This is a genomic window from Rhodococcus sp. P-2 (assembly GCF_016598535.1).
GTDB classification, from domain to species: Bacteria; Actinomycetota; Actinomycetes; order Mycobacteriales; family Mycobacteriaceae; genus Rhodococcus_F; species Rhodococcus_F baikonurensis.
Window position 1 is genome coordinate 4,166,819 of sequence record NZ_CP066779.1, and the last position, 25,150, is coordinate 4,191,968.

Consider the following 25,150-nt stretch of genomic DNA (forward strand, 5'->3'; position numbering starts at 1 on the left):
CTCCTTCAGTACGAGCCTTGGGTGGAACGAAAGGTCGGTGTTGTCCGCGGGTGACGTTGTGGTGCAACGACACCCGCGGACAGGTGCAAACCGCGGTTCGGGCTAGGCCCGACCGAAGGCGAGCGCGACATTGTGCCCACCGAAACCGAACGAGTTGTTCAGTGCGAAATCGAAAGAGCCGGTTCGGGGTTCACCCTTGACGACATCGAGATCGATTTCTGGATCCTGTCTGTCAACGTTGAGCGTCGGCGGGATGATCCCGTCACGCACTGCCAGAACCGTCAGGACTGATTCGAGGGCGCCGACAGCGCCGATCGAGTGTCCCAGCGCGGATTTCGGGCCGTACACCGCAGCGTGATTGCCGACCGCTGCGTTGATTGCCTTTGCCTCTGCGATGTCACCGATCGGCGTCGCAGTGGCGTGGGCGTTGATGTGCTTGATGTCGGACTTCGTCAGTCCGGCCATCTCGATTGCTCGGGTCATGGCTCGCGCCGCGCCCAGGCCTTCCGGATGCGGTGCCACGATGTGGTACCCGTCCGAAGTGATTCCGGAACCGAGCAGGCGGGCGTGAATCGTTGCCCCGCGTGCCTTTGCATGTTCCTCGGTTTCGAGGATCATCAGTGCGCCGGCTTCGCCGAAGACAAATCCGTCGCGGTCCTTGTCGAAAGGACGTGAAGCTGCGGCCGGATTGTCGTTGTTGGTGCTCATCGCACGCATCATGGCGAAGCTCGCGATCGGAACCGCGTCGATGAAGCTCTCGACTCCACCGGCCACAACCATGTCCGCGTCACCCATGACAAGCATGCGGTGAGCGTGAGCAATTGCCTCGGATCCCGACGAACATGCCGAAACCGGGGTGATGACGCCACCGCGGGCCCCGAGTTCGAGCCCGACCGTTGCGGCTGGTCCGTTGGGCATGACCATCTGCACCGAGAACGGGGACACCTTGCGGTATCCGCCGCCACGGAGCTTGTCGACGGCGTCGATGAGCGTGTCGCCGCCGCCGAGTCCGGTGCCGATGACAACCGCGAGGCGGTCCTGATCGACTTCGGGGCTGCCGGCGTTGCTCCAGACCGTGCGACTCAACGTGAGGGCAAGGCGTTCCACCCAGCTCATCCGTCGAATTTCGACGCGGGACAAGCCCTCGTCCGGTGAAACCTTCAGGTGCCCGCCGATGCGAATGGGAAGGTCGAACTCGTCGATGAACGGGTCATCGAGGATTCCGATGCCGCTTTCGCCGGCGAGTAGCGCCTTCCACGTGCCATCCACATCACCAGCCACCGAGGTCGACGTCGCGAGGCTCGTGACGACGATGTCGGGGAATTTCCCTTTGCGGGTAGAAGCGGAAGTCACGGTCGGCTCACTCTGCGTTCTTGGCTTCGGCGCCTTCGGCTTCGAGCTTCTGGATGTACGCGACGATGTCGCCGACGGTGCGCAGGCCTGCGAGATCCTCGTCGGGGACCTTCACGCCGTACTTGTCTTCGGTCTGAACAGCGATCTCGACCATGGACAGGGAGTCGATATCGAGGTCGTCCACGAAGGACTTGTCAACGGTGACCTCGGAAGGCTCGATACCGGTGACCTCCTCCACGATCTGGCCGAGTTCCGCGATGATTTCTTCCTGAGTGTGGGCCACTGGTGTGGCTCCCTTCTTGATCGATTGAGGTGGGGTGAAACGTCCGGCCGCCGTTCGGGCTGATCGGCCGGGTGGGCGCCCGAGCTAGGTGAGCTCGGACAGTGCGGAGATATCCTCCGGGTTCTTGAGGGCCACCGTCGGTGTGCCACGCATTTCGCGCTTGGCAATTCCGACGAGGGTTCCGGCCGGCGGGAGTTCCACGATCGCGGTGACTTCTGCTGTCCGCAACGACGCGGAGCAGAGGTCCCAACGAACGGGGCGGGTTACCTGCGCGGCAAGTTTGGTGAGGGCGTCGGCGCCCGAGGAAACAGGTGCGCCGTCGGAGTTGGAAAGCAGCGTGCGCGTCGGATCGGACGGGGTGATCTTGGCGGCAGCAGCTGCGACGGCATCCTGGGCAGGTGCCATGAACCGGGTGTGGAAAGCGCCGGCGACGGGCAGTGCGCGGACGCGGGCCTTCTCAGGTGCGTTTGCTGCGAGTTCTTCGAGCGCGGTGAGCAGTCCGGCAGCCACGATCTGGCCGGCCGCATTGCGGTTGGCCGGTTCCAATCCGAGTTCTTCGAGTCGTGCGAGCACTTCGGCTTCGTCGCCACCGAGAACGGCTGACATGCCGGTGGGCTCGAGCGCACAAGCCTTGGCCATCTCGGCGCCGCGGAGGGCGGCAAGCGCGACGGCGTCGTCGGCGGAAATGACACCGGCGACCGCAGCAGCGGCAAGTTCACCCACCGAATGGCCGGCAGCGATGACGTCGGCGCCGAGGAGCCCACGTGATTCGATTTCCTCGTATGCCAGCAGAGCAGCGGCAACGACGAGGGGCTGGGTTACCGAGGTGTCGGTGATTTCTTCGGCAGTTGCGGTCGTGCCGAGTCGCACGAGGTCCAGGCCGGCTGCCTTCGACCACACTTCGAGGCGGTCTTGCGCTCCGGGCAGTGCCAGCCAGGGGCTGAGCATGCCGGGTGTCTGAGAGCCCTGTCCCGGGGCGAGCAACGAAATCACTTATTAAGAGAACACCGCCGCGAGTGACCTGCGAGATGTCGGTCGCGATGAACTCTGGCGAAGTGTTTTGTAGGGTTCCCACAAAATCCCACGTCGCGCTCGGCCATCGAAATTGGACGCTCCGGGGTTACAGGTTTGTTTGTCCGGATGTTAAAGATGTGACTGAAGTAACCGAATTGTTCGATTTGAGATCGATTTGTGTCAATCGACCCACGGTAGCGGCGATTCGTAGTACGTACGCGTCGCGTGGATTCGTAGGATCCCGGCCGGTAACTTCGGCGATCCGCTTCAAGCGGTACCGAACGGTATTTGGATGAACAAACAGAAGGCGTGCACAAGTCTCAACCGCACCTCCACAGTCGAGATAGCTGTCTAAAGTATCGGTCAAGACTGTGCCGGATTCAGCTAAAGGTGCGACCAGGAAATCGCGGAGAGCCTTTACGGCAGCGGCGTCTCCCAGTAGTGCCCGTTCCGGGAGTAGTTCAGTCGCAAAAACCGGACGAGGTGCGCCGCGCCACCCGGCGACGGCCTTGATTCCCGCCAGAGCTTCGGATGCACTGAAGTGTGCGGCGCTCAACGAGGGCGTGGTCGGGCCGATCACCACCGGCTCGTCGGCGAAACTCATGAGCAGATCCTGAAGGAATTGGCTGCCCTCCGTCTTGCTGCTCAGCTCGCCGCTGACGATCATCACCAGTCGCGGACCCTGCACCACGGCAAGAACAGCGCGCCCGTGCGCGGCGGCGGTCGCGTGGACGGTGCCGGCAACCGAGACGCGCTCGTCCGGCGGGGGAGACCCGACGATGACGGTGGCCGGAGCCGTCGCATCCCAGTTCAACGTCGCGGCACGGGAAAGCATGTCCGATCCGGTGTCTCCCTGCACGACGGCGTCGACGACGAGCGCTTCCAGTCGTGTGTCCAGCGCGCCACGAGATTCGGCGGCGCTTGCGTACACCGTCGCCGCTGCGAAGCCGAGTTCACGCCCGTAGCGCAGGACGGCTTCTGTCAGCGCGATCAGCTGTTGATCGTTGCGGGCGAGAGCCGGTAGCCACTTCTCGAAGAACTCCATCGCCACCCGGACCATGTCGACGGTCTGGCGCAGCGTGAGTTGTCGAGCAAGATCCTGAGGGATGACCGGAAAAGACTCGTATCCGAAGCTGATCTCCGAGTCGAGTTGCCGCAGCCATTCGAGGAAATTCACCACCGACGTCTGAACCAGGAGCTGAACGTCGGCACGTTGCGAAGCGTCGAGACTGTCGAAGAACGGAAGTTGCTCCTCCATCACGGTCACGGCCTCGGTGGAGAGCCGACCGGAGAACTGTTTGACGCGGCGGAGCAAGGCCTCGGGAAGTGGATCGCGAACCTGACGACGGCGGGCGAGGACAGCCTGCAACCCGGACGACTGTGGTCGAGTGCGGCGTACGCCCTCTTCGGGTTTCTCGGGATCAGGTTCGGGCATGAGAAAAACCTACGCCCATCGCCGCAGCGGATGTCGAGATGACACCCGCGGCGATGGGCGTAGGTCTGTTTTCGATCGCTGGGACTGTTGCCCTACGACTTAGGCGCTACCGGTGTCCCCGGTCTGCTCGGGAGCAGCATTCACGTCGTCGATGCGGTATCGGCTCGCGGCTTCGACGGCCTTCGACCGCTCGATCGATCCTTCCTTTGCCAAACCGATCAGCACGGCAACGACGATGGACTCGGCATCGACGTTGAAGTAGCGACGCGCTGCAGTGCGGGTGTCGGAGAATCCGAACCCGTCCGTGCCGAGCGTGGTGTAGTCGCCGGGAACCCACTGACGAATCTGATCCGAGACCGCCCGCATCCAGTCCGAAGCCGCGACGACAGGGCCCTGCGCCGAGGACAACGCCGTGGTGACGAAGGGAACGGGAGCATCCTCGGACGGATTGAGCAGCGCCTGACGTTCACACTCGACGCCTTCGCGGCGCAGCTCACCCCAAGACGTGACCGACCAGACGTCGGCCGAGACGCCCCATTCGTCGGCGAGCAGCTTCTGCGCACGCAGACCCTCGGGCATCGCGACACCGGAGACGAGGATCTGTGCCTTCGGGCCGGTTGCTTCGGACGTCTTGTAGAGGTAGATGCCCTTGAGCAATCCCTCCACGTCGAGACCTTCGGGCTCGGCCGGCTGAACGTACGGCTCGTTGTAGATGGTCAGGTAGTAGAAGATGTTCTCGCCACCGAAACCGTCGACGCCCTCGGTGCCGCCGTACATGCGGCGCAAGCCGTCCTTGACGATGTGCGCCAACTCGTACGAGAACGCGGCGTCGTACGTGACAGCGGCCGGGTTGGTCGATGCCAGCAGCAGCGAGTGTCCGTCGGCGTGCTGGAGACCTTCGCCGGTCAGGGTGGTACGACCGGCGGTCGCGCCGAGAACGAATCCGCGAGCCATCTGGTCGGCGGCTGCCCACAGGCCGTCGCCGGTGCGCTGGAAACCGAACATCGAGTAGAAGATGTACAGCGGAATCATCGGTTCACCGTGGGTGGCGTACGACGTGCCGACTGCGGTGAACGAAGCCGTCGAACCTGCCTCGTTGATGCCCTCGTGCAGGATCTGGCCGATCGGGCTCTCCTTGTAGGCGAGCATGAGTTCGGCGTCGACGGAGGTGTAGAGCTGTCCGTTGCGGTTGTAGATCTTCAGTGAGGGGAACCACGAGTCCATACCGAAGGTGCGAGCCTCGTCCGGGATGATCGGCACGATTCGCTTGCCGATCTCCTTGTCGCGCAACAGTTCCTTGAGGATGCGCACGATCGCCATGGTGGTGGCGACTTCCTGCTTGCCCGAACCCTTGCGGATGACGTCGTACGTCTTGTCCTCGGGGAGCTTGAGCGGAGCAGCGTCGGTGTTACGGGACGGCAGGAATCCGCCGAGTGCTTTACGACGGTCGAGCATGTACTTGATCTCGGGAGCGTCCGCGCCCGGGTGGTAGTACGGAGGCAGGTACGGATCCTTCTCGAGCTCGGCGTCCGAGATCGGGATGTGCTGCATGTCGCGGAACGCCTTGAGATCGTCCAGAGTCAGCTTCTTCATCTGGTGTGTGGCGTTGCGGCCCTCGAAGTGCTTGCCGAGGGTGTAGCCCTTGATGGTGTGCGCGAGGATGACCGTCGGCTGGCCCTTGTGTGCCATGGCGGCTGCGTAGGCGGCGTGGACCTTGCGGTAGTCGTGGCCACCACGCTTGAGGTTCCAGATTTCCTGGTCGGTGAGGTCCTTGACCAGTTCCTTGGTGCGGGGGTCACGTCCGAAGAAGTGATCGCGTACGAACGCGCCGTCGTTGGCCTTGTACGTCTGGTAGTCACCGTCCGGCGTCACGTTCATCAGGTTGACCAGTGCGCCGTCGCGATCGGCGTGCAGCAGTGCATCCCACTCGCGACCCCAGACGACCTTGATGACGTTCCAGCCGGCACCGCGGAAGAACGATTCCAGTTCCTGGATGATCTTTCCGTTGCCGCGGACCGGGCCGTCGAGGCGTTGGAGGTTGCAGTTCACGACGAACGTGAGGTTGTCGAGGCCTTCGGTTGCCGCGACGTGAGCGAGGCCGCGTGATTCGGGCTCGTCCATTTCGCCGTCGCCGAGGAACGCCCACACATGCTGATCGGTGGTGTCCTTGATGCCGCGGTCGTTGAGGTAGTGGTTGAACCGGGCCTGGTAGATGGCGTTCATCGGGCCGAGACCCATCGAAACCGTCGGGAATTCCCAGAAGTCGGGAAGCAGTCGTGGGTGCGGGTAGGACGGCAGTGCGCCGCCGAAGTCCGCGTGCGACTTCTCCTGACGGAATCCGTCGAGCTGTTCCGCGGGGATGCGGCCCTCGAGGAAGGCGCGCGCGTAGATGCCGGGGGAGGCGTGACCCTGGATGAAGATGTGGTCGCCTCCGCCCGGGTGGTCCTTGCCGCGGAAGAAGTGGTTGAAGCCGACCTCGTACAACGCTGCCGAGGATGCGTAGGTGGAGATGTGACCGCCGACGCCGACGCCCGGTCGCTGGGCGCGGTGGACCATGATCGCGGCGTTCCAACGGATCCAGGCGCGGTATCGGCGCTCGACCTCTTCGTCGCCGGGGAACCACGGCTCGTTTTCGGTCGGAATCGTGTTGACGTAGTCGGTCGAGGTGAGCGCGGGGAGTGCGACGTGCTTCTCACCGGCGCGTTCGAGCATGCGGAGCATGAGGTAGCGGGCACGCGTGGGTCCGGATCGATCCAGAAGTCCGTCGAATGATTCGAGCCATTCGGTGGTCTCGTCCGGATCGATGTCCGGCAGGTACGACGCAACACCTTCGCGAATGACGCGAACGCGACCGTCGGTTCCCCCCGGCGTGTTCGATGCGGGCGAACCCGACTCGCCGGCGGCGCCGGAATCGGCGTTCTGCCCGGACGCGGGACCCTGGATCAGGTCAGACAACGTGTGCTCCTCATTGGTTTGGGGACGCGTGGTGGGGCGTCCTTACATAGGTGATCGAGGCCTTGTTAGGTCCGACGCACTTCCATCGTGAATATGGCGCGTACCTCATCTTTCACCATCCCGGTCGGTCCGGCACACCTCGCCTCTGGTTACTCTCGGGTAGCGTTTTTCGGCGTGACGCAGGGGTGTGATGGTTCCCCGTAGTCACAGGCTTGGGGGATCGATCGGAACGTATGAAGGGGTGGGAAAAAATAAACAAAGAAATCAATTACGGCAGGGTCGGGGCGTGGGTATCGATCGGATCGATCGCGGTGGGACTGTCAGTGATCGTGGGGTGCTCGGCGGAGGTGACCGGATCGGCGGTACCCAACGAAGCGCAAGTGGCTGCATACCGATCCGAGGTGAGTGTCTCGGTGGCGGCGGCGTCCTCGTCGAAAGCGGCGGCAGATGCGGCGGAGGCGGCTTTCGCGATCTGTGAGGAAGCGGTCTCTCGATCGAAGAACGACGTTGTCGCGTTCAATGCCTACGTCGACGCCGGAAATCACGGTGAGACGGACCTGAGGGCTGAAGCCGGCGCCGCTGCTTCGTCGGCACGCGATACCGCCTCGTGGTTCGACTCGGTCTCGAGTGAACTTCCGGCGCAACTTTCCGGACTGTTCGACGAATTGGCCGCGAACCTGCGTTCATCTGCCGTCGTCATCGAGAGTGATCATTCGGCGGATGAAATCAATTCGATCAGCGATACGAGCAATTCGATTCGCAAGTCGATCTTCGATGAATGTGGATCCCTGTGACCTGCGGTAATCCGCAGGCGTAAGGTTCGGCGTGTGTCAGAAGACGATCTTTGGTGAAAGTTTTCGGCGTGGTCGGCTTGCGCTAACGCCTCAGACCATGTTCGCTTTCCCTAATTGATCGTCAAACGGTAGGTGTGCGGGGTCGCCACACACCATCAACAAAAGGAGGACCCCACCGTGGTCGCCGCGGCGGATGCCCAGAACTACGCTCAGAAACTCGGGATTACCACTGACATGGTGGTGCAGGAACTGGGCTGGGATGAGGATACCGACGACGGCATTCGTGCCGCGGTTGAGGAAACCATCGGCGGGGAAATGCTCGACGAGGATTCCGACGAGGTCATCGACGTCGTGCTGCTGTGGTGGCGCGACGAGGACGGTGACCTGGTGGACGCCCTGATGGATGCCATCGGGCCCCTCGCCGACGAAGGCTTCGTGTGGGTTCTCACTCCCAAGACCGGTCTCGACGGACATGTCGAGCCCAGCGAGATCGCCGAATCGGCGCCGACTGCCGGCCTGACGCAGACATCGGCAGCCAACCTCGGTGACTGGTCGGGAAGTCGACTGGTTCAGCCGAAGGCTCGTCCGGCCAACAAGCGCTGACCCGGTCCTTTCCGCACTTTCCCAAGGAATCGCACATGCCTCTCGAAGTTGGTGCCCAGGCACCGGATTTCACCTTGAAGGACCAGAACAACCAGGAAGTTTCGCTCGCAGATTTCCGCGGTAAGAAGAATGTTCTGCTGGTCTTCTATCCGTTGGCCTTCACCGGGACTTGTCAGGGGGAACTCTGCAAGGTCCGTGACGAGCTTCCGAAGTTCGAGAACGACGACACTGCCATTCTCGCGATTTCTGTCGGTGCTTCGCCGACGCACAAAATCTGGTCGGCCGAGCAGGGGTACACATTTCCCTTGCTGTCGGACTTCTGGCCGCACGGTGAAGTCGCTCAGAAGTACGAGGTGTTCAACGACAAGTTGGGCTTCGCCAATCGTGGCACCTTCGTCATCGACAAAGACGGAATCATTCGTTTTGCCGAGATGAACGGCCCCGGAGAAGCTCGTGACCACGGACTTTGGGCAAACGCGCTTGCCGCGCTAGAGTCTTAGAGCACTCCCGGTGAGGGTCTCACCGGGAGTTCGGGCGTGTAGCTCAGTGGTAGAGCTCTGGTTTTACACACCAGCGGTCGGGGGTTCGAAACCCTCCGCGCCCACCGAAGAATTTGAACCCCGATCTGCATGTCGATGCAGATCGGGGTTTTTCGTTTTCGACAACGAATTGTCCGCAATACGCCATTCTGGACGCATGTCCAGTTCTGTGATCGAAGTAGCCGTCGACCCAACGCGCGTGCATCCCACCCGTCCGCACATACACATCGCCGAGATGCCCAGTCTCAGTGTTGCGTTGTTCGCGGGGCAGACGATCCGGGTTCGTTCCCAAAGCGACGCGCTGGCGACCGGGATCGCCCGTGTCTGGGAAATCAACCGAATGCACCGCTTGATCTATCTGACGATCGACTGGGACCGGTAGTGCTCAGCTCGGGCAGACACGTGACGGTTGGCCAGAGAACGAGCGTCGCTGCTACAACTACGCTCGTGCAGATTTCGGTTCGTTCGTCCCAATCTCGATTCAATGCGCGAGCCGCCGGGCTTCTGCTCGGCTACGTTGCGGATCGGGCATTCGCCGATCCGGGGCAGTTCCATCCCGTTGCCGGCTTCGGAACCGCAGCTATCGCGCTGCAGAAGATGTCCTACCGAGATTCGCGGACGGCCGGAGCGCTTCATGTCGCAGTGCTCGTGGCCGGCGCCGCTGGGCTCGGCCTCGCAGCCGAAGCAGCCTCGCGCCGGGCCGGTTGGATGGCCGTCACGGGTACGACGGCGATAGCCACCTGGGCCGTGCTCGGCGGGACGTCGCTTGCACGCACCGGCATCGACATGGCCGCTCGATTGGAGGCGTCACAGGTCGACGGCGACCTGACGAAAGCGCGTGAGCTTCTTCCTTCACTGTGTGGACGTGATCCCTCGGTGTTGGGCGAAGAGGGCCTCGCTCGAGCTGCGCTGGAGTCGGTCGCCGAGAACACCTCCGACGCCAGTGTCGGCGCAGTGTTCTGGGGCGTGGTTGCGGGTGTGCCGGGTCTGTTCGCCTACCGCGCGGTCAACACACTCGACGCGATGATCGGCTATCGCTCCGAGAAATACCTCAGATTCGGGTGGGCCGCGGCGAGGTTCGACGACCTGGTCAACATCATCCCGGCTCGGCTGACCGGCGCGCTGACGGCTGCGTGTGCACCGGTGGTGGGCGGCTCGGTGCACGAATCGCTGACAGCGTGGAAACGCGACGCAGCGGCTCATCCAAGCCCCAATGCGGGCGTCGCGGAAGCGTCGGCAGCAGGGGCATTGGGCATTTCGTTGGGCGGCCGGACCGAGTACGCACACGGGGTGGAGATGCGCCCCGTCCTCGGCAGCGGGCCCGTGCCGACGCCGAACGATCTGCGCCGCGCGTCGAGGCTCTCGTCGGCGGTGCAGATCAGTGCGGCAGTGGTGTCGGCGGGTATTTCAGCGGGTATTGCCGTATCGATCGGCAAGTTTGGCTTCCTGCGCCGTCAGGGGCACTGATTCCGGTTCCGGCTTCTTGCGACGGCTGAAGGTACGAGCCGGTTCGGCGGGGGGTGCGGTCGCTGCCGCATCTGGAGTCTTCTCGGTCGCGGCGTCGTCCGCTGCGAAGCCGTCGACAGCTGCTTGAGCCGCCTTTTCCTTGCGACGTTCGCGCCACTCCGCGCGGATGAAGTAGGCCAGTCCGAGCGGCGCCATGATGCCGAACGCCAGCCACTGGAACCCGTACGAGAGGTACGGGCCCGCGTCGAGTTGGGGGAGCGGAATCGTGCCGAGACCGCCGGGCTGGTCGGGTTCGAGCTGGATGTACGCGTCGATCAGGTCCGTTCCGATGAACTCGCCGATCGGTCGTGCGTCGATGGAGTAGACCTGTTTGGCGCCGTCCTCGAACATCGGAACTCGGCCGGGCGCAGTGCCTTCCGACAGGCGCACGCGGCCGTTGAGGGTGACCGGCTCGGTCGGCGGAGCAGCGATGGGCGGTGCCTCGGCGCCGTTGATCGGCCGAACGTATCCGCGATTGACGAGGATCGTGCGGCCGTCGTCCAGAAGGAAAGGCGTCAGGATCTCGTACGACGGTGCGCCCTCGATGGACTGCAGTCGTACGAGGATGTCGGCGTCGGGCAGATAGGTGCCTGCCGCGGTGATGTTTCGCCATTCGTCGTCCGGTGCGATCGTCGAATCGGCGATGACGTCACCGATCGGCACGGTCTCCGCGTTGATCGAGTTCGAGATCAGATCATTGCGATGCTCGGTCTTCGTGTTCTTGCCGAGTTGCCACGGAGCGAGCACGGTGAAGCACAGGTAGGCGAAGAGCCCGACCACAGCTGCCAGTACCAACCAACCGGGCCGCAACAGGAATTTCAGTCTTCGCACACGTCCACGGTATCCGTTGCCCGAACGGGAGTGAATTTTGCTCCGGGTTCAGGCTCGCTCGCGGATCCACTCGAGTATGTCGGGAATGGCCGCTTCGATCTGGTCTCGAACCAGTTCGAAGTCCTCCTGATCCCCGTAGTACGGGTCCGGAACCGATTCTCCGTCCGCCTCGGGGTCGAACGATCGCAGTAGGCGCCGGCGCTCGGTGGGCACGCCGAGATGAGCAAGCTCACGTTCGTGTCCCGTGTCGAGGGCGACGACGAGATCGGCTGCGAGATGATCTGCGTTGACCTGCGCGGCGCTGTGGCCCGTCGGATATCCGGCCGCTCGGAGCACGACGTTGGTCCGCTCGTCGGCGTCACTGCCGGTGTGAAAGCCCTCGGTACCGGCGCTGCTGACACGGACCCGGTCGGCGAGGCCTTCGCGGCCCAGATGCGCGAGCAAGATCTTTTCGGCCATCGGTGACCGGCAGATATTGCCGGTGCACACAAACGTCACATGGAGTGGTTCAGTCACGTGGAGTGGTTCAGAGGCGGCCATCGAGAAGTCCTCCCAGTTCGGATGCCGACGATACGGAGCGAAACGCTTGCCGCGCTTCCTCGGCGGAACCGTAGCCCCATTCGACGACGACGGTGGGGATGCCGTACTTCGCGGCGCCGAGGACGTCGTGATCACGATCGCCGATCATCAACACGTCGGGGGTTCCGCCGTCGGCGGCGAGGACGGGTGTGATCCCGAGTGAGGTCAGCGAGTGTGCGATCACATCGGGTTTCGCCCGTCGAGTTCCGTCGTCACTTGCGCCGCCGATGAACTCGAAGTGCTCGGCCAGACCGAAATGCTCGAGGATACGAATTGCGAACCGCTCCGACTTCGAAGTCGCGACGGCCAGTCGGGTGCCGCTCGCGCGAGCCTTACCCAGCACGACGTCCATGCCCTCGTACACCGAGTTCTCCTGCCACCCGGTCGCGTCATAGCGCTCGATGTACGCGGCGATCGCCCGGTCCACGTCCGCCGGGGCCATACCGAGTGACCTGAAGGTGTCGACCATCGGTGGGCCGATCACCGATGCCAACATCGCTTCCGTCGGCTCCGGATGGCCGACAGTTGCCAACGCATGTCGGAAGCCGCCGTGGATGCCGGGAGCGGAATCGGTGATGGTTCCGTCCAGATCGAACAGAACTACCGGAAAACGGTCGAGGGGTGGTGTCGTCACGGCACTCATTGTCCCGGACGGCAGGGGTGATGTCCGCGCACGGTGCTCGACCGTAGGCTGACCGGGTGAGTACCGGAACGGTTGACCTGGAGAGCTTGAGACATCACGGCGATGTCGAAGCGGAGCCCGGGTTGCTCGATTTTGCCGTCAACGTCCAAGGCTCCGGCCCACCGAAGTGGTTGCGGGATCGACTGGCCGCAGGGCTGTCGACGCTCGGTTCGTACCCGTCGGCCGCAGCGGAACTGAAAGCCCGCGAAACGGTCGCGCAGCGGCACGGGCGCCGGCCCGAAGAGGTGCTGTTGCTCTCGGGCGGTGCCGAGGGATTCGCGATGCTGCCGCGCCTGGGCTCTCGTTCGGCAGCGCTGATCCATCCGTCGTTCACCGAGCCGGAACTGGCGCTGCGAGAGGCCGGTGTGCCGGTGACGCAGGTGATTCTGGAGCCGCCTTTCGAGCTTCGGACCGCACAGATACCCGAATCCGCGGACCTTGTCGTTCTCGGCAATCCGACCAACCCGACGTCCGTGCTTCACCCCAAAGCCGATGTGTTGGCATTGCGTCGGCCGGGCCGGATCCTGGTGGTGGACGAGGCCTTCGGCGATGCGGTGCCCGGCGAAACGGAGAGCGTCGCCGGTGTCGAGTCGGCGGATGTACTGGTGCTTCGGAGCCTGACCAAGACGTGGGCGCTCGCCGGATTGCGGTGTGGGTACGCGATCGGCTCTCCGGATCTTCTCGCTCGACTCACTCACGGCCGAGCCCACTGGCCATTGGGCAGTCTGCAGATCGAGGCCATCACGGCATGCTGCGAACCGTTCGCGGTCGAGCAGTCGAGGGTCAAAGCCGAAGCGATTGCCGTGGACCGCCGAGACATGTCCCGGCGGCTGACCGAGATCGGGATTGCCGTGCACGAACCCGCTGCGGGGCCGTTCGTGCTCATCGACGTCCGTGACGGCGCCACGATGCGGGAGCACCTGCGTGCCCGCGGTATCGCCGTCCGCCGGTGCGACACCTTTCCCGGACTCGGCCCGGATCAGTTGCGTGTGGCCGTCCGTCCAGCCGAGCAGGTTTCGGTACTGATCGAAGCGATGAAGGAGATCTTGTGAGCGGCGCAACTCTTGCGGACGTCATGGCCGTGCTGGAATCCGCTTATCCGCCGGCCCTGGCGGAATCGTGGGATTCGGTCGGTCTGGTCTGCGGCGATCCGGCCGACGCGGTGACGCGAGTGGTTTTCGCGGTGGATCCGACCGAGGCAGTGGTCGACGACGCCATCGCCTCCGGTGCCGACCTTCTGGTCGTTCACCATCCACTTCTGCTGCGTGGGGTGGACACCGTCGGCGCTCACACGCCCAAGGGTGCGCTGGTCCACAAACTCATCAAAGCCGGGTGTGCGCTGTTCTCGGCGCACACCAATGCGGACTCCGCCGACCCTGGAGTGTCCGACGCGTTGGCGCAGGCTCTGGGCCTGACCGTGCTGCGCCCGATCGAACCCAAGCCGACGCAGCCGCTCGACAAGTGGGTCGTCGTGGTTCCGGTGGAGAATGCATCGGCCGTGCAGGATGCACTTTTCGAGGCCGGGGCTGGGCGGATCGGTGACTACAGCCAGTGCAGTTGGACGGTCACCGGTACGGGTCAGTTCTTGCCAGCCGACGGTGCGAATCCGACGATCGGGACTGTGGGCGCTGTGGAGCAGGTTCGCGAGGATCGTGTGGAAGTGATTGCCCCACGCGGAAAGCGAAGTGCGGTGCTGGGCGCATTGCGTGCCGCCCACCCGTACGAGGAACCAGCCTTCGATGTCTTCGAACTCGCAGCGTTCCCCAGTTCGCTCGGTCTGGGGCGGGTGGGTGAGCTCGAGCACCCCGAAACGTTGCGAGAGTTCACGGCGAGAGTAGCGCGCTCACTGCCCTCGACCGAGTGGGGTGTTCGCGCGGCCGGAGATCCAGACGCAACCGTTCGTACCGTGGCGGTGTGCGGCGGTTCCGGCGACTCGTATCTGGACGTGGTGGCGGCGCTGGGCGCCGACGTCTACGTCACTGCGGACCTGCGGCATCATCCCGCGGACGAGCATCTTCGTGCCGGTGGCCCGGCACTGGTCGACGTCGCCCATTGGGCTAGTGAATACCCGTGGTGTGCGCAGGCGAAATCGGTGCTCGACGCCGCGTTTGCCGACAATCCGGGGTGGGAAAGCCGGGTTTCGACAATTCGCACCGATCCGTGGTGTTTGAGTGCGCATTAGTGCAGCGCTCTGCAAGGTACGGTTGCACGAACAATTCAAGAGCAGTTCTTCGAGAGCCGTCCTTCGCGAGCACTGCCGACATCGGACTTACAGCAGGAGTTATACAGCGTGAACGTCGAACCACAGGTGCAATCCAAGCTTCTCGACCTCGCCGGGGTGGATGCTGAGCTCACTCGGATCACCCACCGACGCGGAGCGCTTCCCGAGCAGCAGGAAGTCGAACGTCTCGAGGCCGAGCGAATCAGCCGTAAAGACGCGTCCGTAGCCGTCGAAATCCAGATCGACGACATCGATCGCGACATCCGCAAGCTCGAAGGCGAGGTCGACGCTGTTCGTCAGCGTGAGGATCGTGACCGCACGCTGTTGCAGAGTGGGTCGGTCGGGGCGAAGCAGCTCACCGAACTCGAACACGAACTCGGCAGCCTGGTCAGGCGGCAGGGGCTCCTCGAGGACGAGTTGCTCGAAGTGATGGAGCAGCGTGAGGCATTGCAGGCCGATCACGATCACGCCGGTGCCCAGCTGTCCCAGGCCGAAGAAGAGCTGATCGACGCCAAGCGTCGCCGTGACGACGCCGTCGCCGATCTGGACAAGGCGCAAGAGCGTTGCGCCGCCGATCGCGAACGACTCGTCGGTGAATTCCCCGCCGATTTCCTTGCTGTCTACGAGAAGCAGCGCACCCTGGGCGGACCGGGCGCGGCGCTTCTGCAGGCACGCCGATGTGGCGCTTGCCGGATCGAGATCGACCGCGGCGAGATCTCCCGAATCGCCGCGACGCCCGCCGACGTCGTCGTTCGTTGCCCAGAGTGCAATGCAATCATGGTGCGTACCAAGGAGTCCGGTCTGTGAGTCCCACGCAGGTCATCGTCGAGGCCGACGGTGGATCGCGCGGCAACCCCGGCCCGGCCGGCTACGGTGCCGTGGTCTTCGACTCCAACCGCTCGGTGTTGGCCGAACGCAAGGAAAGCATCGGAATCGCGACCAACAACGTCGCCGAGTACCGCGGACTGATCGCAGGGTTGACTGCCGCCGGTGAACTCGGAGCGTCGACGGTCGACGTCCGCATGGACTCCAAGCTGGTCGTCGAGCAGATGTCCGGGCGATGGAAGGTCAAGCACCCGGACATGATTCCGCTGCAGCGACGCGCTGCCGAGTTGGCGACGCAGTTCTCGCGCGTTACCTACACGTGGATTCCGCGCGGCGAGAATTCTCATGCCGATCGTCTTGCCAACGAGGCGATGGACGCGGCTGCCGGCATCGAGAGCGCGGCCCCCGCACCTGTTGCACCCGCCGCGCCGTCCGAAGAGACATCGGAGCCTCAGATCGCCGGCTCTCCCGGATGGATCGCCACCACCGGCAAGCCGACACGAATGTTGTTGCTACGTCACGGACAGACAGCGATGTCGGTCGATCGCCGCTACTCCGGGCGCGGCAATCCGGAGCTCACGGAACTGGGCCGCGCGCAGGCTGCCGGCGCGGCCGGACGCTTCGGGAACCGCGGCGGTATCGACGCCATCGTCTGCTCACCCCTCGGCAGAACCCGTGAGACGGCAGAGGCATCGGCGCGCGTGCTCGGTCTTCCCGTCGTCGAGCACAAGGGTTTGATCGAAACCGATTTCGGCGACTGGGACGGACTCACGTTCCGCGAGGCAGCCGAGCGCGACCCGGACCTGCATCGCGAATGGCTCTCGGACACTTCGGTGCGTCCACCCGGCGGCGAGAGTTTCGACGAGGTGCGAGAACGAGTCGTCGCCGCGCGCGACGACCTGATCTCGACCTACGGCGGCGCGACGCTGTTGGTCGTCTCTCACGTCACCCCGATCAAGACTTTGGTGCAGTTGGCGCTCGATGCCGGGCCGTCGTTGCTGTACCGCTTGCATCTGGACCTGGCGTCGCTGAGCATCACCGAGTTCTACCCCGACGGGGGAGCCTCGGTCCGGTTGGTCAACGACACGTCACACCTTCGCTGAAAGAACCCTGACGGCTGATCAGCCTCTGATCAGATCACCAGCCACAGGGCACTCACGGCGGCGAGCAGCGTCAGTGGCGTCGTGATGATCCCGAGCAGAGTGAATGTCGCCAGCGTGGGCGGTGCGCCCGCGCTGGTGGCAACTCGTCGCCAGAGCATAGTGGCGAGAGAGCCCACGTAGGTGAGGTTGGGGCCGAGGTTGACGCCGATCAACATCGCGAGCACCAGAGCTGGAGGTGCCGCCGTTCCGAGCGCCGCGATCATCAGCAAGGTTGCCGGCAGGTTGTTGACGAGATTGGACGCAACCGCCGCTACCGCGGCGACAAAGAGCAGTGAGCCGTAGCTGGTGTCGCCTGGCAGGATCTGCGCAATCCATTCGCCCACCGGCCCGTTCGCGACGCCGGCGACGATGATCCCGAGAACCAGGACGAACGCGCAGAACCAGAGGTCGGCAGCGTAGATCATCTTGGCGGCGGTCGTACGGTGCCGAGCCAGAGCGATCGCTCCCAGGACACTCGCACCCACCACGGCGATCCAGGCGGGTTCGATCCCGAAGAAACCCGAAACCGCGAAACCGAGCAGCGTCAGTCCGATCAGCGTCAGCGGCAGAATCGGCGCAGGCGCAGATCTGGCTGCCGCAGGCGGATCTGCACTGTGGTCCCGCACGAGTTCCGAACGAAAGAACAGTCGAAAGATCAGATATTCGACAGCGATCGTCACGACCCACGGCAACGCCATCAATGCGGTGAAGTGCAAGAACGTCAAACCTGTTGCAGCAAAAGCGATGAGGTTGGTCAGGTTCGACACCGGCAGGAGCGTCGACGCCGAGTTCGACAGGTGCGCACTGGCATAGGAATGGGGCCGCGGACTTGCTCCGATGGATCGTGCGGCCGCGATCACTGCGGGCGTCAGCAGCACGACGGTGGCGTCGAGGCTCAGGACCGCCGTGGTCAGGGCAGCGGCGCCGAATACGTACATCAGCAACCGCTGCGGATCGGCAAGGGATTTTTGCTGCAGGATCTGGCTGACCCAGCGAAAGACGCCGAGTGCGTCCGCGGCATGAGCGAGAACCAGCACGGCAACCAGGAAGACGACGGTGGGTGCCATGCTCGTCAGTTCTTCGCGGGCTTCGTCGAGAGTGACGATGCCGGTCAGGAGAACGACGACGGCTGCCGGCCCGGCGATGACGATCTCGGGGAGCCCGCGTGGACGCAGTATCGCAAAGACGAGGACGAGGGCGACGAGCAGGATCGGTAGAAGAGTCACGCGTTGGTGCTCCGTGTCGGGGCGAGCGTCATTTGAGCAGTTTGTAGAGCGTGTTCAGATTTCGGGTTGTGGTGAAGGCCTTGAACTTCGGTTTTCCGGTGTTCCTGCCGAACGCGCTCTTGACGGTCTGCCCCTTCTCGACCTCCCAGTACAGGACTCCGTCGCCGGCCGCCACGCGTTCGACCGAGGCATCGAGTTGCGCTGCCGCAGCGCTCAATTCCTCGAGGATTTCAGGCTCGGAGGCAACCATCGCGTAAGCATGCCAACCCTCGCGTTCGCGCTCGAACGGGTAGTTGTCCACGATCGCTCGCAGTGTCGGAATGTCGAGGACGAATACCCAAGCCTCGTAGCCGAACTCGCGGGCAAGGGCGGATTCGATCTGTTTCTTCAACGACGGGATGTCGGTGCTCGGACTGTCGAACAGAACGTTGCCGGAGGCCAGGACGGTTTTCACGCCTTCGAATCCGAGGTCACCGAAGACTCTCGCCAGGTCCGCCATCTTGATGTTGATGCCGCCCACGTTGATACCGCGTAGCAGGGCCACGTACCGAGTCATAAGGTGACCATAGTGCCGACCACCGACAGGCGCCCGGTAGCATACGGGGGCGGACGAGTTGGCCGGGCGGCCGCGGCTTCTGGAACCAGCGTGTACCACGCACAGGCCTGGGGCCGAGGAAAGTCCGGACTCCACAGAGCAGGGCGGTTGTTAACGGCAACCCGAGGCAACTCGCGGGACAGTGCCACAGAAAACAGACCGCCTGCCTTTCGAGGCAGGTAAGGGTGAAACGGTGCGGTAAGAGCGCACCAGCACCTCGGGTGACCGGGGTGGCTAGGTAAACCCCGCCCGGAGCAAGGTTGAAGGTCGCATCGCCCGCGGTGCGGCTGCGCAGGTGTTCGAGGGCTGCTCGCCCGAGCCTGCGGGTGAACCGCTCGAGGCACCCGGCGACGGTGTGCCCAGATGGATGGTCGCCACTCGGCACTTCGGTGTCGCAGGACAGGATCCGGCTTACACGCCGACTCGTCCGCCCGCGATCTGCACGACAGTAAAAAGGAAGACCCCCACCGGATCGGTGGGGGTCTTCCTTTTTGGTCGAAAGCTGTCAGACAGGCTTGATGACCAGCAGCGTAGCCCAGTACGTTGCCGCGTCATGGCCCATGAGCGGGAGGAGGTAATCGTAAAGAATTGCGGACATGCGCACTCCATTTTCTGTTCGTAGCTTGTGTTGGGCATTCAAGCAGAACTCACCGTTCGAATGTCCGGTTCTCACCTGCCAGGCCAAGTAGAAAGAATATCAGTCTCACAGCGATCTACAAGCTTCTATCTCACTCTGATGTCACACTGTGGATATGACTGATGAAGATCGACTCTGGTACTTCGACGTGTCCGACGGTTCCGTCACGCAGGGAAAGGGCGCGTCCTCGCTGACGAGGATGGGGCCGTACCCTGATCGGGACTCTGCCGAACATGCATTGAAGATCGCGGCCGAACGCAACAAAGCCGCCGATCGGGCAGACGAAGACTGGAACAACTGAGGCTGGAACAACTGGGACCGGTACAGCTGCTGGACCGGCCCGAACCGATCATGGAGGACGCGTGCCCGCAGGTCGAATGATGGTGCAGGGAATCGACTTCGGAGTGGTTCGGGCGGAATTCGATTTGCCAGGAGCATTCTCGGCCGCGGCGCAGGCCGAGGCCGAGAATGCCGTGGATCGTTTCGGTGCCGGGCGTGTCGACGAAACGGGTATCGCCTTCGTGACCATCGACCCTCCCGGATCGATGGACCTCGACCAGGCAGTACACATCGAGAAGACGTCGACCGGGTACGTCGTGCACTACGCGATCGCCGACGTCGCGGCGGTGGTGTCGCCAGGTGGTGCGCTCGATATCGAAACCCGCAAACGTGGCCAAACCTTCTATCTCCCGGACGGTTCCGTTCCGCTGCATCCTCGGGCGTTGTCGGAGGGATCGGCGAGTCTGCTGCCGGACGTGGTTCGCCCCGCCGCGCTGTGGCGTATCGAGTTGGATGCCCAAGCCGAGCCCACGTCGTGGCAGGTGAGGCGAGCTCTGGTGAAATCTGTGGCGCGTCTGGATTATTCGACCGTGCAGCGCGACGCGGACGCGGGCACCTTGCATCCGTCGATCGCCGCACTACCGGAGTTCGGACGATTGCGCAGTGCCTCGGCGGTTGCCAGGGGCGCCATCGAGCTGAAACTGCCCGAGCAGTCAGTGGTTCGGGAGCAGCCGGAGGACGAGTCCTCGGTTCGCTGGCGGATCGAGTTGGAGCCACGCACCGAAGCGGACGACTGGAACGCAGAAGTGTCGCTACTGACCGGGATGTGTGCCGGCCGCATGATGATCGACGCAGGTATCGGGTTGCTTCGCACGCTGCCGCCCGCCGAGGAGTCCGCGGTTCGGACCTTGCGGAGAACTGCAGTGGCGCTGGGTATCACGTGGCCGGAGGGGGAAAGCGTCGGGCAGATCCTTGCCGGCCTCGACTCGGGCGAGCCGTCGACGATGGCGCTGATGTCGGTTGCGCCGTCGTTGCTGCGCGGCGCAGACTACGCGGCCTTCGACGGCCGATTACCGGAGTTGACGGTGCATGCGGGGATCGGAGCGCCCTACGCTCACGTCACGGCTCCGCTACGCCGCCTGTCCGATCGTTTCAGCACCGAGGTGTGTCTGGCGATCACAGCTGGTACGGCGGTACCGGAATGGGTGCGCACCGCCCTTCCCGAGTTGCCCGACATCATGAGTGGGTCCGACTCACTGGCGAACAAGGTCGACCGCGCGTGCATCGATCTGACCGAGTCCACGCTGCTCGACGGCCGGGTCGGCGAGGTCTTCGACGCGGTGGTGATGCGCGCCAAGGACGGAAAGCGCTCGGCGGAAGTGTTTGTCCCGTCGGTCGCCGTGATTGCGAAATGCGTCGGAACGCCCGACGACGGTGAGCGCGCAAAGGTGCGACTCACCGCCGTCGACACCGTCAAACGGACGGTGGAATTCACGTTCCCGGCGTAGGGAGCTACCGGTACGAATCGGTGGCTTCCACCAAGTGATGTGCGATGCCGGGCTCCATCGCGGAGTGTCCGGCGTCGTCGACGATCACGAGCTTGGATTCGGGCCACGCCTTGTGCAGTGCCCAGGCACTGGTGGCGGGGCAGACGACGTCGTAGCGGCCCTGGACGATCGTCCCCGGAATGCCGTGCAGTGCGGAGCTTTTGCGTAGGAGCTGACCCTCGTCGAAGAATCCGCCGTTGACGAAGTAGTGGTTCTCGATGCGAGCGAAGGCCAAGGCGAACCTGGTCTCGGAGTTCTGTTCGATCTTGTCCGCCTGTGGATACAGGTAACTCGTCGATCCTTCCCAGGCAGACCAGGCGATCGCTGCCCGGGCTGCGACGTCGGGGTCTTCGGAGTGGAGCAATTGGTGATAGACCGCGACGAGGTCTTCACCGCGCTGCGCCTCGGGCACCGGTTCGAGGAACTTGTCCCAGCGCTCCGGAAAGATGTTTCCGGCGCCGCCGTTGTAGTACCAGTCGATCTCGCTGCGACGCAGGAGGAAGATCCCGCGCAGGACCAGTTCCGTGACGCGCGTGGGAAACGTTTCGGCGTAGGCGATGGACAGCGTGGAACCCCAGGACCCGCCGAAGACCATCCACTTGTCGATCGACAGATGTTCCCGCAGGGCTTCGATGTCGGCCAGCAGCTTGTCGGTCGTGTTCACCGACAGGTCGGCGCCGTCGGCAACGTGCGGGGTGGATCGCCCGCAGCCGCGCTGGTCGAGGAGAACAATCCGGTATGCGGCCGGATCGAAGAACTGGCGCACCGCCGGTTGTGCACCGCCACCGGGGCCACCGTGCAGGAACACCACTGGCTTGCCGTCCGGATTGCCGCTGACTTCCCAGTACATGCTCTGGCCGTCACCGACATCGAGGAAGCCGGTGACAAAGGGCTCGATCGGGGGATACAGACTCCGAAGAGCCGACGGCTGCCCTGAAGTGGCTGACGTGTCGGTCATCAGAAGCCCACCAGTCCGGAGGCGAGATCGGGGATCTCGAGTGCGGAAATCGCGCCGCTCCGGACATCGGGGCACGCGGCCGAGGTTGCCGCGTCGATGCTTTCGCGGTTCTGGGCGAGATCGAGCAGGTTGATGCCGTTCTGCGTCGCCCACGTGATGACGATCGTATTCAGTCCACCCTTGCCGAGCGTCGGGGTGACGGTCCGCCAGTTCTGCAGCTGCCCTTCCATATCCGAGCACAACTGCTGGACCTGAGCGTCGGTGAACGTCGAACCGGACGCGGAGCTTGTTGCCGGCGCCGTCGTGGTGGAACTCGCGGGCGTAGTGCTGCTGGGCGCGGGAGAGTTGGTGGACCCTCCCGCGCATCCGCTCAGCACCGTGACGAGAGCTGCCGCACCGACTACAGCTGCGGCAGTAGAACTTCGACGGTTACCGATCATTGAACGCACCCCTGGCTGGTTGAGAGACAGGCGGCGTTCGCCGGTCTCGGATCAGAAACTGTGTTCTGCGGCCGGGAAAGCGCCAGTGCGAACTTCTGATGCATAGGCTGCGGCTGCGGAACGCAGTTCGTCACCGACGTTACCGAAACGCTTGACGAACTTGGCTGTCTTACCGCTCGTGTAACCCGCCATATCCTGCCAGACGAGTACCTGAGCGTCGCATTCGGAACCGGCCCCGATGCCGACGGTGGGGATGGTGAGTTTGCGGCTGACCTGGCCCGCGATCTCGGCCGGAACCATTTCCATGACGACGGAGAACGCCCCGGCTTCCTGGACTGCAATGGCGTCCGCCACAAGCTGCTCGGCCGCGTCGCCGCGACCCTGGACGCGGAAACCGCCGAGCGAGTTCACGCTCTGCGGGGTGAATCCGACGTGAGCCATGACGGGGATGCCGGCCGAGGTGATTGCCGCGATCTGCTTGCTCATCCGCTCGCCGCCCTCGAGCTTGACGGCGTGCGCGAGGCCTTCCTTCATGAACCGTGTGGCAGTCGCCAGGGCCTGCTCGGCGGAACCCTCGTAGGTGCCGAAGGGGAGATCGGCGACGACGAGCGCGTGCGGTGCGCCGCGAACGACGCCACGCACGAGCGGGAGCAGTTCGTCGACGGTGATCGGCACGGTGGTGTCGTAGCCGTAGACGACGTTGGCGGCCGAGTCGCCGACGAGCAGCACCGGGATGCCTGCGTCTTCGAAGATGCGTGCCGTGGAGTAGTCGTAAGCGGTGAGCATCGACCAGCGTTCGCCGTTCTGCTTCATCTCGGCGAGGTGGTGAATGCGCGTCTTACGCTTCGGCGCATCGGTAGAGCCTGCAGTGGGTACAGAAGCTGCAGTGGGTACAGAACCGTAGAGAGGTGTTTCGGACATCGTTGTCCCTTTCTGGCCTCGAGGCCCTGAGCGTTGATCGCCTTCGGGTCCCCGGGTGTGGGTGATGACGTGTTCAGTCTGCCACCGGACATCGCCGACACGAATAGTTGACGGGGTGCAATGGGTCACATCACCGCGCGCGTATCAGGTAGGTGCCGAGATGAGGCGAACCGCTGGCTACCGAGGTTTCCTGGCACCATCGATGGCATGTCGAAGTTCGTTCGCCTCTCCGGTGCCCTCGCCGGAAGCGCAGCAGTGCTCGTGTTGGTTGTCGGTTGCACCAGTTCGGAAGGCACTCCCGAATCGGTGGAACCCGCTGGTTCCGCCGCGTCCGCGGTGCCGTCCGGCCTGGAGAAATTCTACGAGCAGACGCTCGACTGGGGTTCGTGCGACCAGTTCGTCGAAGAAGGAACTGCGCCGCTGGGGCGAGGGGTCGACTGCGCAGAGGTGAGCGTTCCCGTCGACTACGCGAATCCGAGCGGCGATACCGCGAAGGTGGTGATCTCGCGTTCGAAGGCCACCGGTGACCGCCTCGGCTCGCTGTTGCTGAACCCCGGCGGGCCGGGTGGGTCCGGGCTGTCGATGGCCACGTCGGGTTCGGGCACCGAACTGCAGGAGCGTTTCGACATGATCGGCTTCGATCCGCGGGGGATCGGCGCGTCGACGCCGCAGGTTCGGTGTTTGACGCCGGAGGAGACCGACGCGGAGCGTGCGGAGGTCAACGTCGACATGACACCGGAGGGCATCGCCCTCGCCGAGGCGGACAGCAAGGACTACGCCGCCAGGTGCGCTGAGCGGACCGGTACGGAGTTCCTCGCGCATGTCGGTACCTACGAGGTGGTTCGAGACATGGACGTCATTCGCGGCGTTCTCGGCGATCCGAAGATGAACTACCTCGGGTTCTCGTACGGAACCCGGCTCGGATCCACTTACGCGGAAACCTTTCCGCAGAACGTCCGAGCGATGGTCCTCGACGGCGCGCTCGACCCCGAACAGGATCCGGTCGACGAAGTGGTCCTGCAAGGTCAGGGTTTCCAAGGCGCGTTCGACGCCTTTGTCGCCGACTGTGTCTCGCGAACGGACTGCCCGCTCGGTGACGATCCGGCGCAGGCGCAAGCGCGCTTTCAGGCACTCGTCGATCCGTTGATCGAGAAGCCGGCACAGACCACCGATCCGCGCGGACTGAGTTATTCCGACGCGATCACGGGCGTCCAGCAGGCTCTGTATTCGCCACAGTTGTGGACGCCGCTGCGTGGGGGTCTGTCGAGTCTGGCCGACGGACGCGGCGACTCGCTGCTCAATCTCGCCGACATGTACGAAGGCCGTGACGACGACGGCAGCTACTCCAACATCAACGACGCGTTCAACGCCATTCGCTGCGTGGACGATCCGGCAACCACCGACCGCGCCGAGGCCGGCGAGTCCGATACCCGGTACCGCGAAGCGGCCCCGTTCCTCGACGACGGCCGAGGGACCGGTCAAGCGCCGCTCGACCTGTGCGCGTTCTGGCCCGTTCCGGCAACCGGCAGCCCCCACGCGCTCGACCCCCAGGCCCTCGCGGATGCCGGCCTGCCTCAGCTGGTCGTCGTCTCCACGACGCAGGATCCGGCTACGCCGTATCAGGCCGGAGTGGATCTCGCGAAGCAGTTGGGCGCTGCCCTGATCACCTTCGACGGAACCCAGCACACGGTCGTTCTGGACGGAAACTCCTGCGTCGACGATGCCGTCGTCGACTACTTCGTGTACTTGAAGGCGCCGGAAGAGGGCCTGACATGTTAGTCGGCG

General features: G+C 63.9%; 25 protein-coding genes, 1 tRNA gene and 1 other RNA gene. 14 read left to right on the forward strand and 13 right to left on the reverse strand.

Annotated features, from left to right (window positions below; all coding sequences use genetic code 11):
• Positions 1-102: 102 nt before the first annotated feature.
• The 5 genes from I7X09_RS19705 to aceE form a co-directional block, all read right to left on the reverse strand.
• Complete coding sequence (locus I7X09_RS19705; RefSeq protein ID WP_200313336.1) at positions 103-1,353, reverse strand: KasA/KasB family beta-ketoacyl-ACP synthase; 1,251 nt, start codon at positions 1,351-1,353, stop codon at positions 103-105.
• A 7-nt stretch (positions 1,354-1,360) separates the two neighbouring features.
• Positions 1,361-1,636, reverse strand: a complete 276-nt coding sequence (acpM, locus tag I7X09_RS19710; protein ID WP_003941649.1) for a meromycolate extension acyl carrier protein AcpM — start codon at positions 1,634-1,636, stop codon at positions 1,361-1,363.
• Between the two features lie 84 nt (positions 1,637-1,720).
• Positions 1,721-2,629: an ACP S-malonyltransferase gene (locus I7X09_RS19715; RefSeq protein ID WP_200313337.1), complete on the reverse strand. Its 909-nt coding sequence runs from the start codon at positions 2,627-2,629 to the stop codon at positions 1,721-1,723.
• A 127-nt stretch (positions 2,630-2,756) separates the two neighbouring features.
• Positions 2,757-4,085: a PucR family transcriptional regulator gene (locus tag I7X09_RS19720; protein WP_003941635.1), complete on the reverse strand. Its 1,329-nt coding sequence runs from the start codon at positions 4,083-4,085 to the stop codon at positions 2,757-2,759.
• Positions 4,086-4,184: 99 nt separating this feature from the next.
• Positions 4,185-7,040, reverse strand: coding sequence for a pyruvate dehydrogenase (acetyl-transferring), homodimeric type (gene aceE / locus I7X09_RS19725; protein ID WP_095969802.1), 2,856 nt, complete (start codon positions 7,038-7,040; stop codon positions 4,185-4,187).
• A 311-nt stretch (positions 7,041-7,351) separates the two neighbouring features.
• Here aceE and I7X09_RS19730 point away from each other — a divergent pair, with 311 nt between their 5' ends.
• The 6 genes from I7X09_RS19730 (at position 7,352) to I7X09_RS19755 (ending at position 10,443) form a co-directional block, all read left to right on the forward strand.
• A complete protein-coding gene (locus tag I7X09_RS19730) occupies positions 7,352-7,834 on the forward strand; it encodes a hypothetical protein (RefSeq protein ID WP_234036637.1) in 483 nt (160 codons plus the stop codon).
• A gap of 177 nt (positions 7,835-8,011) precedes the next feature.
• The gene (locus I7X09_RS19735) at positions 8,012-8,437 is read left to right on the forward strand and encodes a DUF3052 domain-containing protein (RefSeq protein WP_003941575.1); all 426 of its coding nucleotides are present in this window, start codon (positions 8,012-8,014) and stop codon (positions 8,435-8,437) included.
• A 35-nt stretch (positions 8,438-8,472) separates the two neighbouring features.
• Complete coding sequence (locus I7X09_RS19740; RefSeq protein ID WP_003941619.1) at positions 8,473-8,937, forward strand: peroxiredoxin; 465 nt, start codon at positions 8,473-8,475, stop codon at positions 8,935-8,937.
• A gap of 32 nt (positions 8,938-8,969) precedes the next feature.
• A tRNA-Val gene (locus I7X09_RS19745) sits at positions 8,970-9,041 on the forward strand.
• Between the two features lie 92 nt (positions 9,042-9,133).
• Positions 9,134-9,358 carry a hypothetical protein gene (locus I7X09_RS19750; protein WP_081558012.1) on the forward strand — a complete coding sequence of 75 codons (225 nt, stop codon included), beginning with the start codon at positions 9,134-9,136 and terminating at the stop codon, positions 9,356-9,358.
• Positions 9,359-9,423: 65 nt separating this feature from the next.
• On the forward strand, positions 9,424-10,443 hold the full coding sequence (locus I7X09_RS19755; RefSeq protein ID WP_200313338.1) for a cobalamin biosynthesis protein: 1,020 nt from the start codon (positions 9,424-9,426) through the stop codon (positions 10,441-10,443).
• On the opposite strand, the gene I7X09_RS19760 is transcribed toward I7X09_RS19755, so the two are convergent.
• Genes I7X09_RS19760 through I7X09_RS19770 form a run of 3 tightly spaced genes read right to left on the reverse strand, consistent with a single transcriptional unit; the run spans position 10,384 to position 12,535 of the window.
• Positions 10,384-11,313 carry an SURF1 family cytochrome oxidase biogenesis protein gene (locus tag I7X09_RS19760; protein WP_200313339.1) on the reverse strand — a complete coding sequence of 310 codons (930 nt, stop codon included), beginning with the start codon at positions 11,311-11,313 and terminating at the stop codon, positions 10,384-10,386. The genes I7X09_RS19755 and I7X09_RS19760 overlap by 60 nt on opposite strands.
• Positions 11,314-11,361: 48 nt before the next feature.
• Positions 11,362-11,853, reverse strand: coding sequence for a low molecular weight protein-tyrosine-phosphatase (locus I7X09_RS19765; protein ID WP_325100589.1), 492 nt, complete (start codon positions 11,851-11,853; stop codon positions 11,362-11,364).
• The gene (locus tag I7X09_RS19770; protein WP_019748958.1) at positions 11,840-12,535 is read right to left on the reverse strand and encodes an HAD hydrolase-like protein; all 696 of its coding nucleotides are present in this window, start codon (positions 12,533-12,535) and stop codon (positions 11,840-11,842) included. Before I7X09_RS19770 ends, I7X09_RS19765 begins: the two co-directional genes overlap by 14 nt.
• 56 nt (positions 12,536-12,591) lie before the next feature.
• Here I7X09_RS19770 and cobC point away from each other — a divergent pair, with 56 nt between their 5' ends.
• The 4 genes from cobC to I7X09_RS19790 all read left to right on the forward strand — a co-directional run bounded on the left by cobC (position 12,592) and on the right by I7X09_RS19790 (position 16,723).
• Complete coding sequence (cobC, locus tag I7X09_RS19775) at positions 12,592-13,626, forward strand: Rv2231c family pyridoxal phosphate-dependent protein CobC (RefSeq protein WP_200313341.1); 1,035 nt, start codon at positions 12,592-12,594, stop codon at positions 13,624-13,626.
• 23 nt (positions 13,627-13,649) lie between these two features.
• Positions 13,650-14,756 (forward strand): Nif3-like dinuclear metal center hexameric protein, encoded by a 1,107-nt coding sequence (locus I7X09_RS19780; protein WP_442800601.1) that lies wholly within the window; start codon positions 13,650-13,652, stop codon positions 14,754-14,756.
• A gap of 108 nt (positions 14,757-14,864) precedes the next feature.
• Positions 14,865-15,602: a zinc ribbon domain-containing protein gene (locus I7X09_RS19785; protein ID WP_019748955.1), complete on the forward strand. Its 738-nt coding sequence runs from the start codon at positions 14,865-14,867 to the stop codon at positions 15,600-15,602.
• Complete coding sequence (locus tag I7X09_RS19790) at positions 15,599-16,723, forward strand: bifunctional RNase H/acid phosphatase (RefSeq protein WP_166810546.1); 1,125 nt, start codon at positions 15,599-15,601, stop codon at positions 16,721-16,723. Before I7X09_RS19785 ends, I7X09_RS19790 begins: the two co-directional genes overlap by 4 nt.
• Before the next feature lie 29 nt (positions 16,724-16,752).
• Here I7X09_RS19790 and I7X09_RS19795 read toward each other — a convergent pair whose 3' ends face one another.
• Positions 16,753-17,988 carry an SLC13 family permease gene (locus tag I7X09_RS19795; protein WP_200313343.1) on the reverse strand — a complete coding sequence of 412 codons (1,236 nt, stop codon included), beginning with the start codon at positions 17,986-17,988 and terminating at the stop codon, positions 16,753-16,755.
• A gap of 28 nt (positions 17,989-18,016) precedes the next feature.
• Positions 18,017-18,544, reverse strand: coding sequence for a DUF1697 domain-containing protein (locus tag I7X09_RS19800; RefSeq protein WP_200313344.1), 528 nt, complete (start codon positions 18,542-18,544; stop codon positions 18,017-18,019).
• Positions 18,545-18,598: 54 nt separating this feature from the next.
• Between I7X09_RS19800 and rnpB the strand changes: the two genes are divergently transcribed.
• The 3 genes from rnpB (at position 18,599) to I7X09_RS19815 (ending at position 21,007) form a co-directional block, all read left to right on the forward strand.
• Positions 18,599-19,013, forward strand: an RNA gene (rnpB, locus tag I7X09_RS19805) — RNase P RNA component class A.
• A 322-nt stretch (positions 19,014-19,335) separates the two neighbouring features.
• Positions 19,336-19,521: a hypothetical protein gene (locus I7X09_RS19810; RefSeq protein ID WP_007735457.1), complete on the forward strand. Its 186-nt coding sequence runs from the start codon at positions 19,336-19,338 to the stop codon at positions 19,519-19,521.
• A 76-nt stretch (positions 19,522-19,597) separates the two neighbouring features.
• The gene (locus tag I7X09_RS19815) at positions 19,598-21,007 is read left to right on the forward strand and encodes an RNB domain-containing ribonuclease (RefSeq protein ID WP_095969812.1); all 1,410 of its coding nucleotides are present in this window, start codon (positions 19,598-19,600) and stop codon (positions 21,005-21,007) included.
• 4 nt (positions 21,008-21,011) lie between these two features.
• Here the strand turns inward: I7X09_RS19815 and pip are convergent, their stop codons facing one another.
• Genes pip through panB form a run of 3 tightly spaced genes read right to left on the reverse strand, consistent with a single transcriptional unit; the run spans position 21,012 to position 23,365 of the window.
• Positions 21,012-22,004 (reverse strand): prolyl aminopeptidase, encoded by a 993-nt coding sequence (pip, locus tag I7X09_RS19820; RefSeq protein WP_075833467.1) that lies wholly within the window; start codon positions 22,002-22,004, stop codon positions 21,012-21,014.
• Entirely contained in the window at positions 22,004-22,444 is a 441-nt protein-coding gene (locus I7X09_RS19825; RefSeq protein WP_172436525.1) for a hypothetical protein, read from the reverse strand. The genes pip and I7X09_RS19825 overlap by 1 nt, the downstream gene beginning before the upstream one ends.
• A 51-nt stretch (positions 22,445-22,495) precedes the next feature.
• Entirely contained in the window at positions 22,496-23,365 is an 870-nt protein-coding gene (panB, locus tag I7X09_RS19830; protein WP_095969815.1) for a 3-methyl-2-oxobutanoate hydroxymethyltransferase, read from the reverse strand.
• A 207-nt stretch (positions 23,366-23,572) separates the two neighbouring features.
• Here panB and I7X09_RS19835 point away from each other — a divergent pair, with 207 nt between their 5' ends.
• Positions 23,573-25,144 (forward strand): alpha/beta hydrolase, encoded by a 1,572-nt coding sequence (locus tag I7X09_RS19835; RefSeq protein ID WP_200313345.1) that lies wholly within the window; start codon positions 23,573-23,575, stop codon positions 25,142-25,144.
• The last annotated feature ends 6 nt before the right edge of the window (positions 25,145-25,150 follow it).

Coding starts and splice junctions, on each gene's coding strand:
- I7X09_RS19720 (WP_003941635.1), bottom strand. CDS start 4,085: ATGCCCGAACCTGATCCCGAGAAACCCGAAGAGGGCGTACGCCGCACT.
- I7X09_RS19740 (WP_003941619.1), top strand. CDS start 8,473: ATGCCTCTCGAAGTTGGTGCCCAGGCACCGGATTTCACCTTGAAGGAC.
- I7X09_RS19750 (WP_081558012.1), top strand. CDS start 9,134: ATGTCCAGTTCTGTGATCGAAGTAGCCGTCGACCCAACGCGCGTGCAT.
- I7X09_RS19765 (WP_325100589.1), bottom strand. CDS start 11,853: ATGGCCGCCTCTGAACCACTCCACGTGACTGAACCACTCCATGTGACG.
- I7X09_RS19770 (WP_019748958.1), bottom strand. CDS start 12,535: ATGAGTGCCGTGACGACACCACCCCTCGACCGTTTTCCGGTAGTTCTG.
- I7X09_RS19780 (WP_442800601.1), top strand. CDS start 13,650: ATGGCCGTGCTGGAATCCGCTTATCCGCCGGCCCTGGCGGAATCGTGG.
- I7X09_RS19800 (WP_200313344.1), bottom strand. CDS start 18,544: ATGACTCGGTACGTGGCCCTGCTACGCGGTATCAACGTGGGCGGCATC.
- I7X09_RS19810 (WP_007735457.1), top strand. CDS start 19,336: ATGACTGATGAAGATCGACTCTGGTACTTCGACGTGTCCGACGGTTCC.
- I7X09_RS19815 (WP_095969812.1), top strand. CDS start 19,598: ATGATGGTGCAGGGAATCGACTTCGGAGTGGTTCGGGCGGAATTCGAT.
- pip (WP_075833467.1), bottom strand. CDS start 22,004: ATGACCGACACGTCAGCCACTTCAGGGCAGCCGTCGGCTCTTCGGAGT.
- I7X09_RS19825 (WP_172436525.1), bottom strand. CDS start 22,444: ATGATCGGTAACCGTCGAAGTTCTACTGCCGCAGCTGTAGTCGGTGCG.
- panB (WP_095969815.1), bottom strand. CDS start 23,365: ATGTCCGAAACACCTCTCTACGGTTCTGTACCCACTGCAGCTTCTGTA.
- I7X09_RS19835 (WP_200313345.1), top strand. CDS start 23,573: ATGTCGAAGTTCGTTCGCCTCTCCGGTGCCCTCGCCGGAAGCGCAGCA.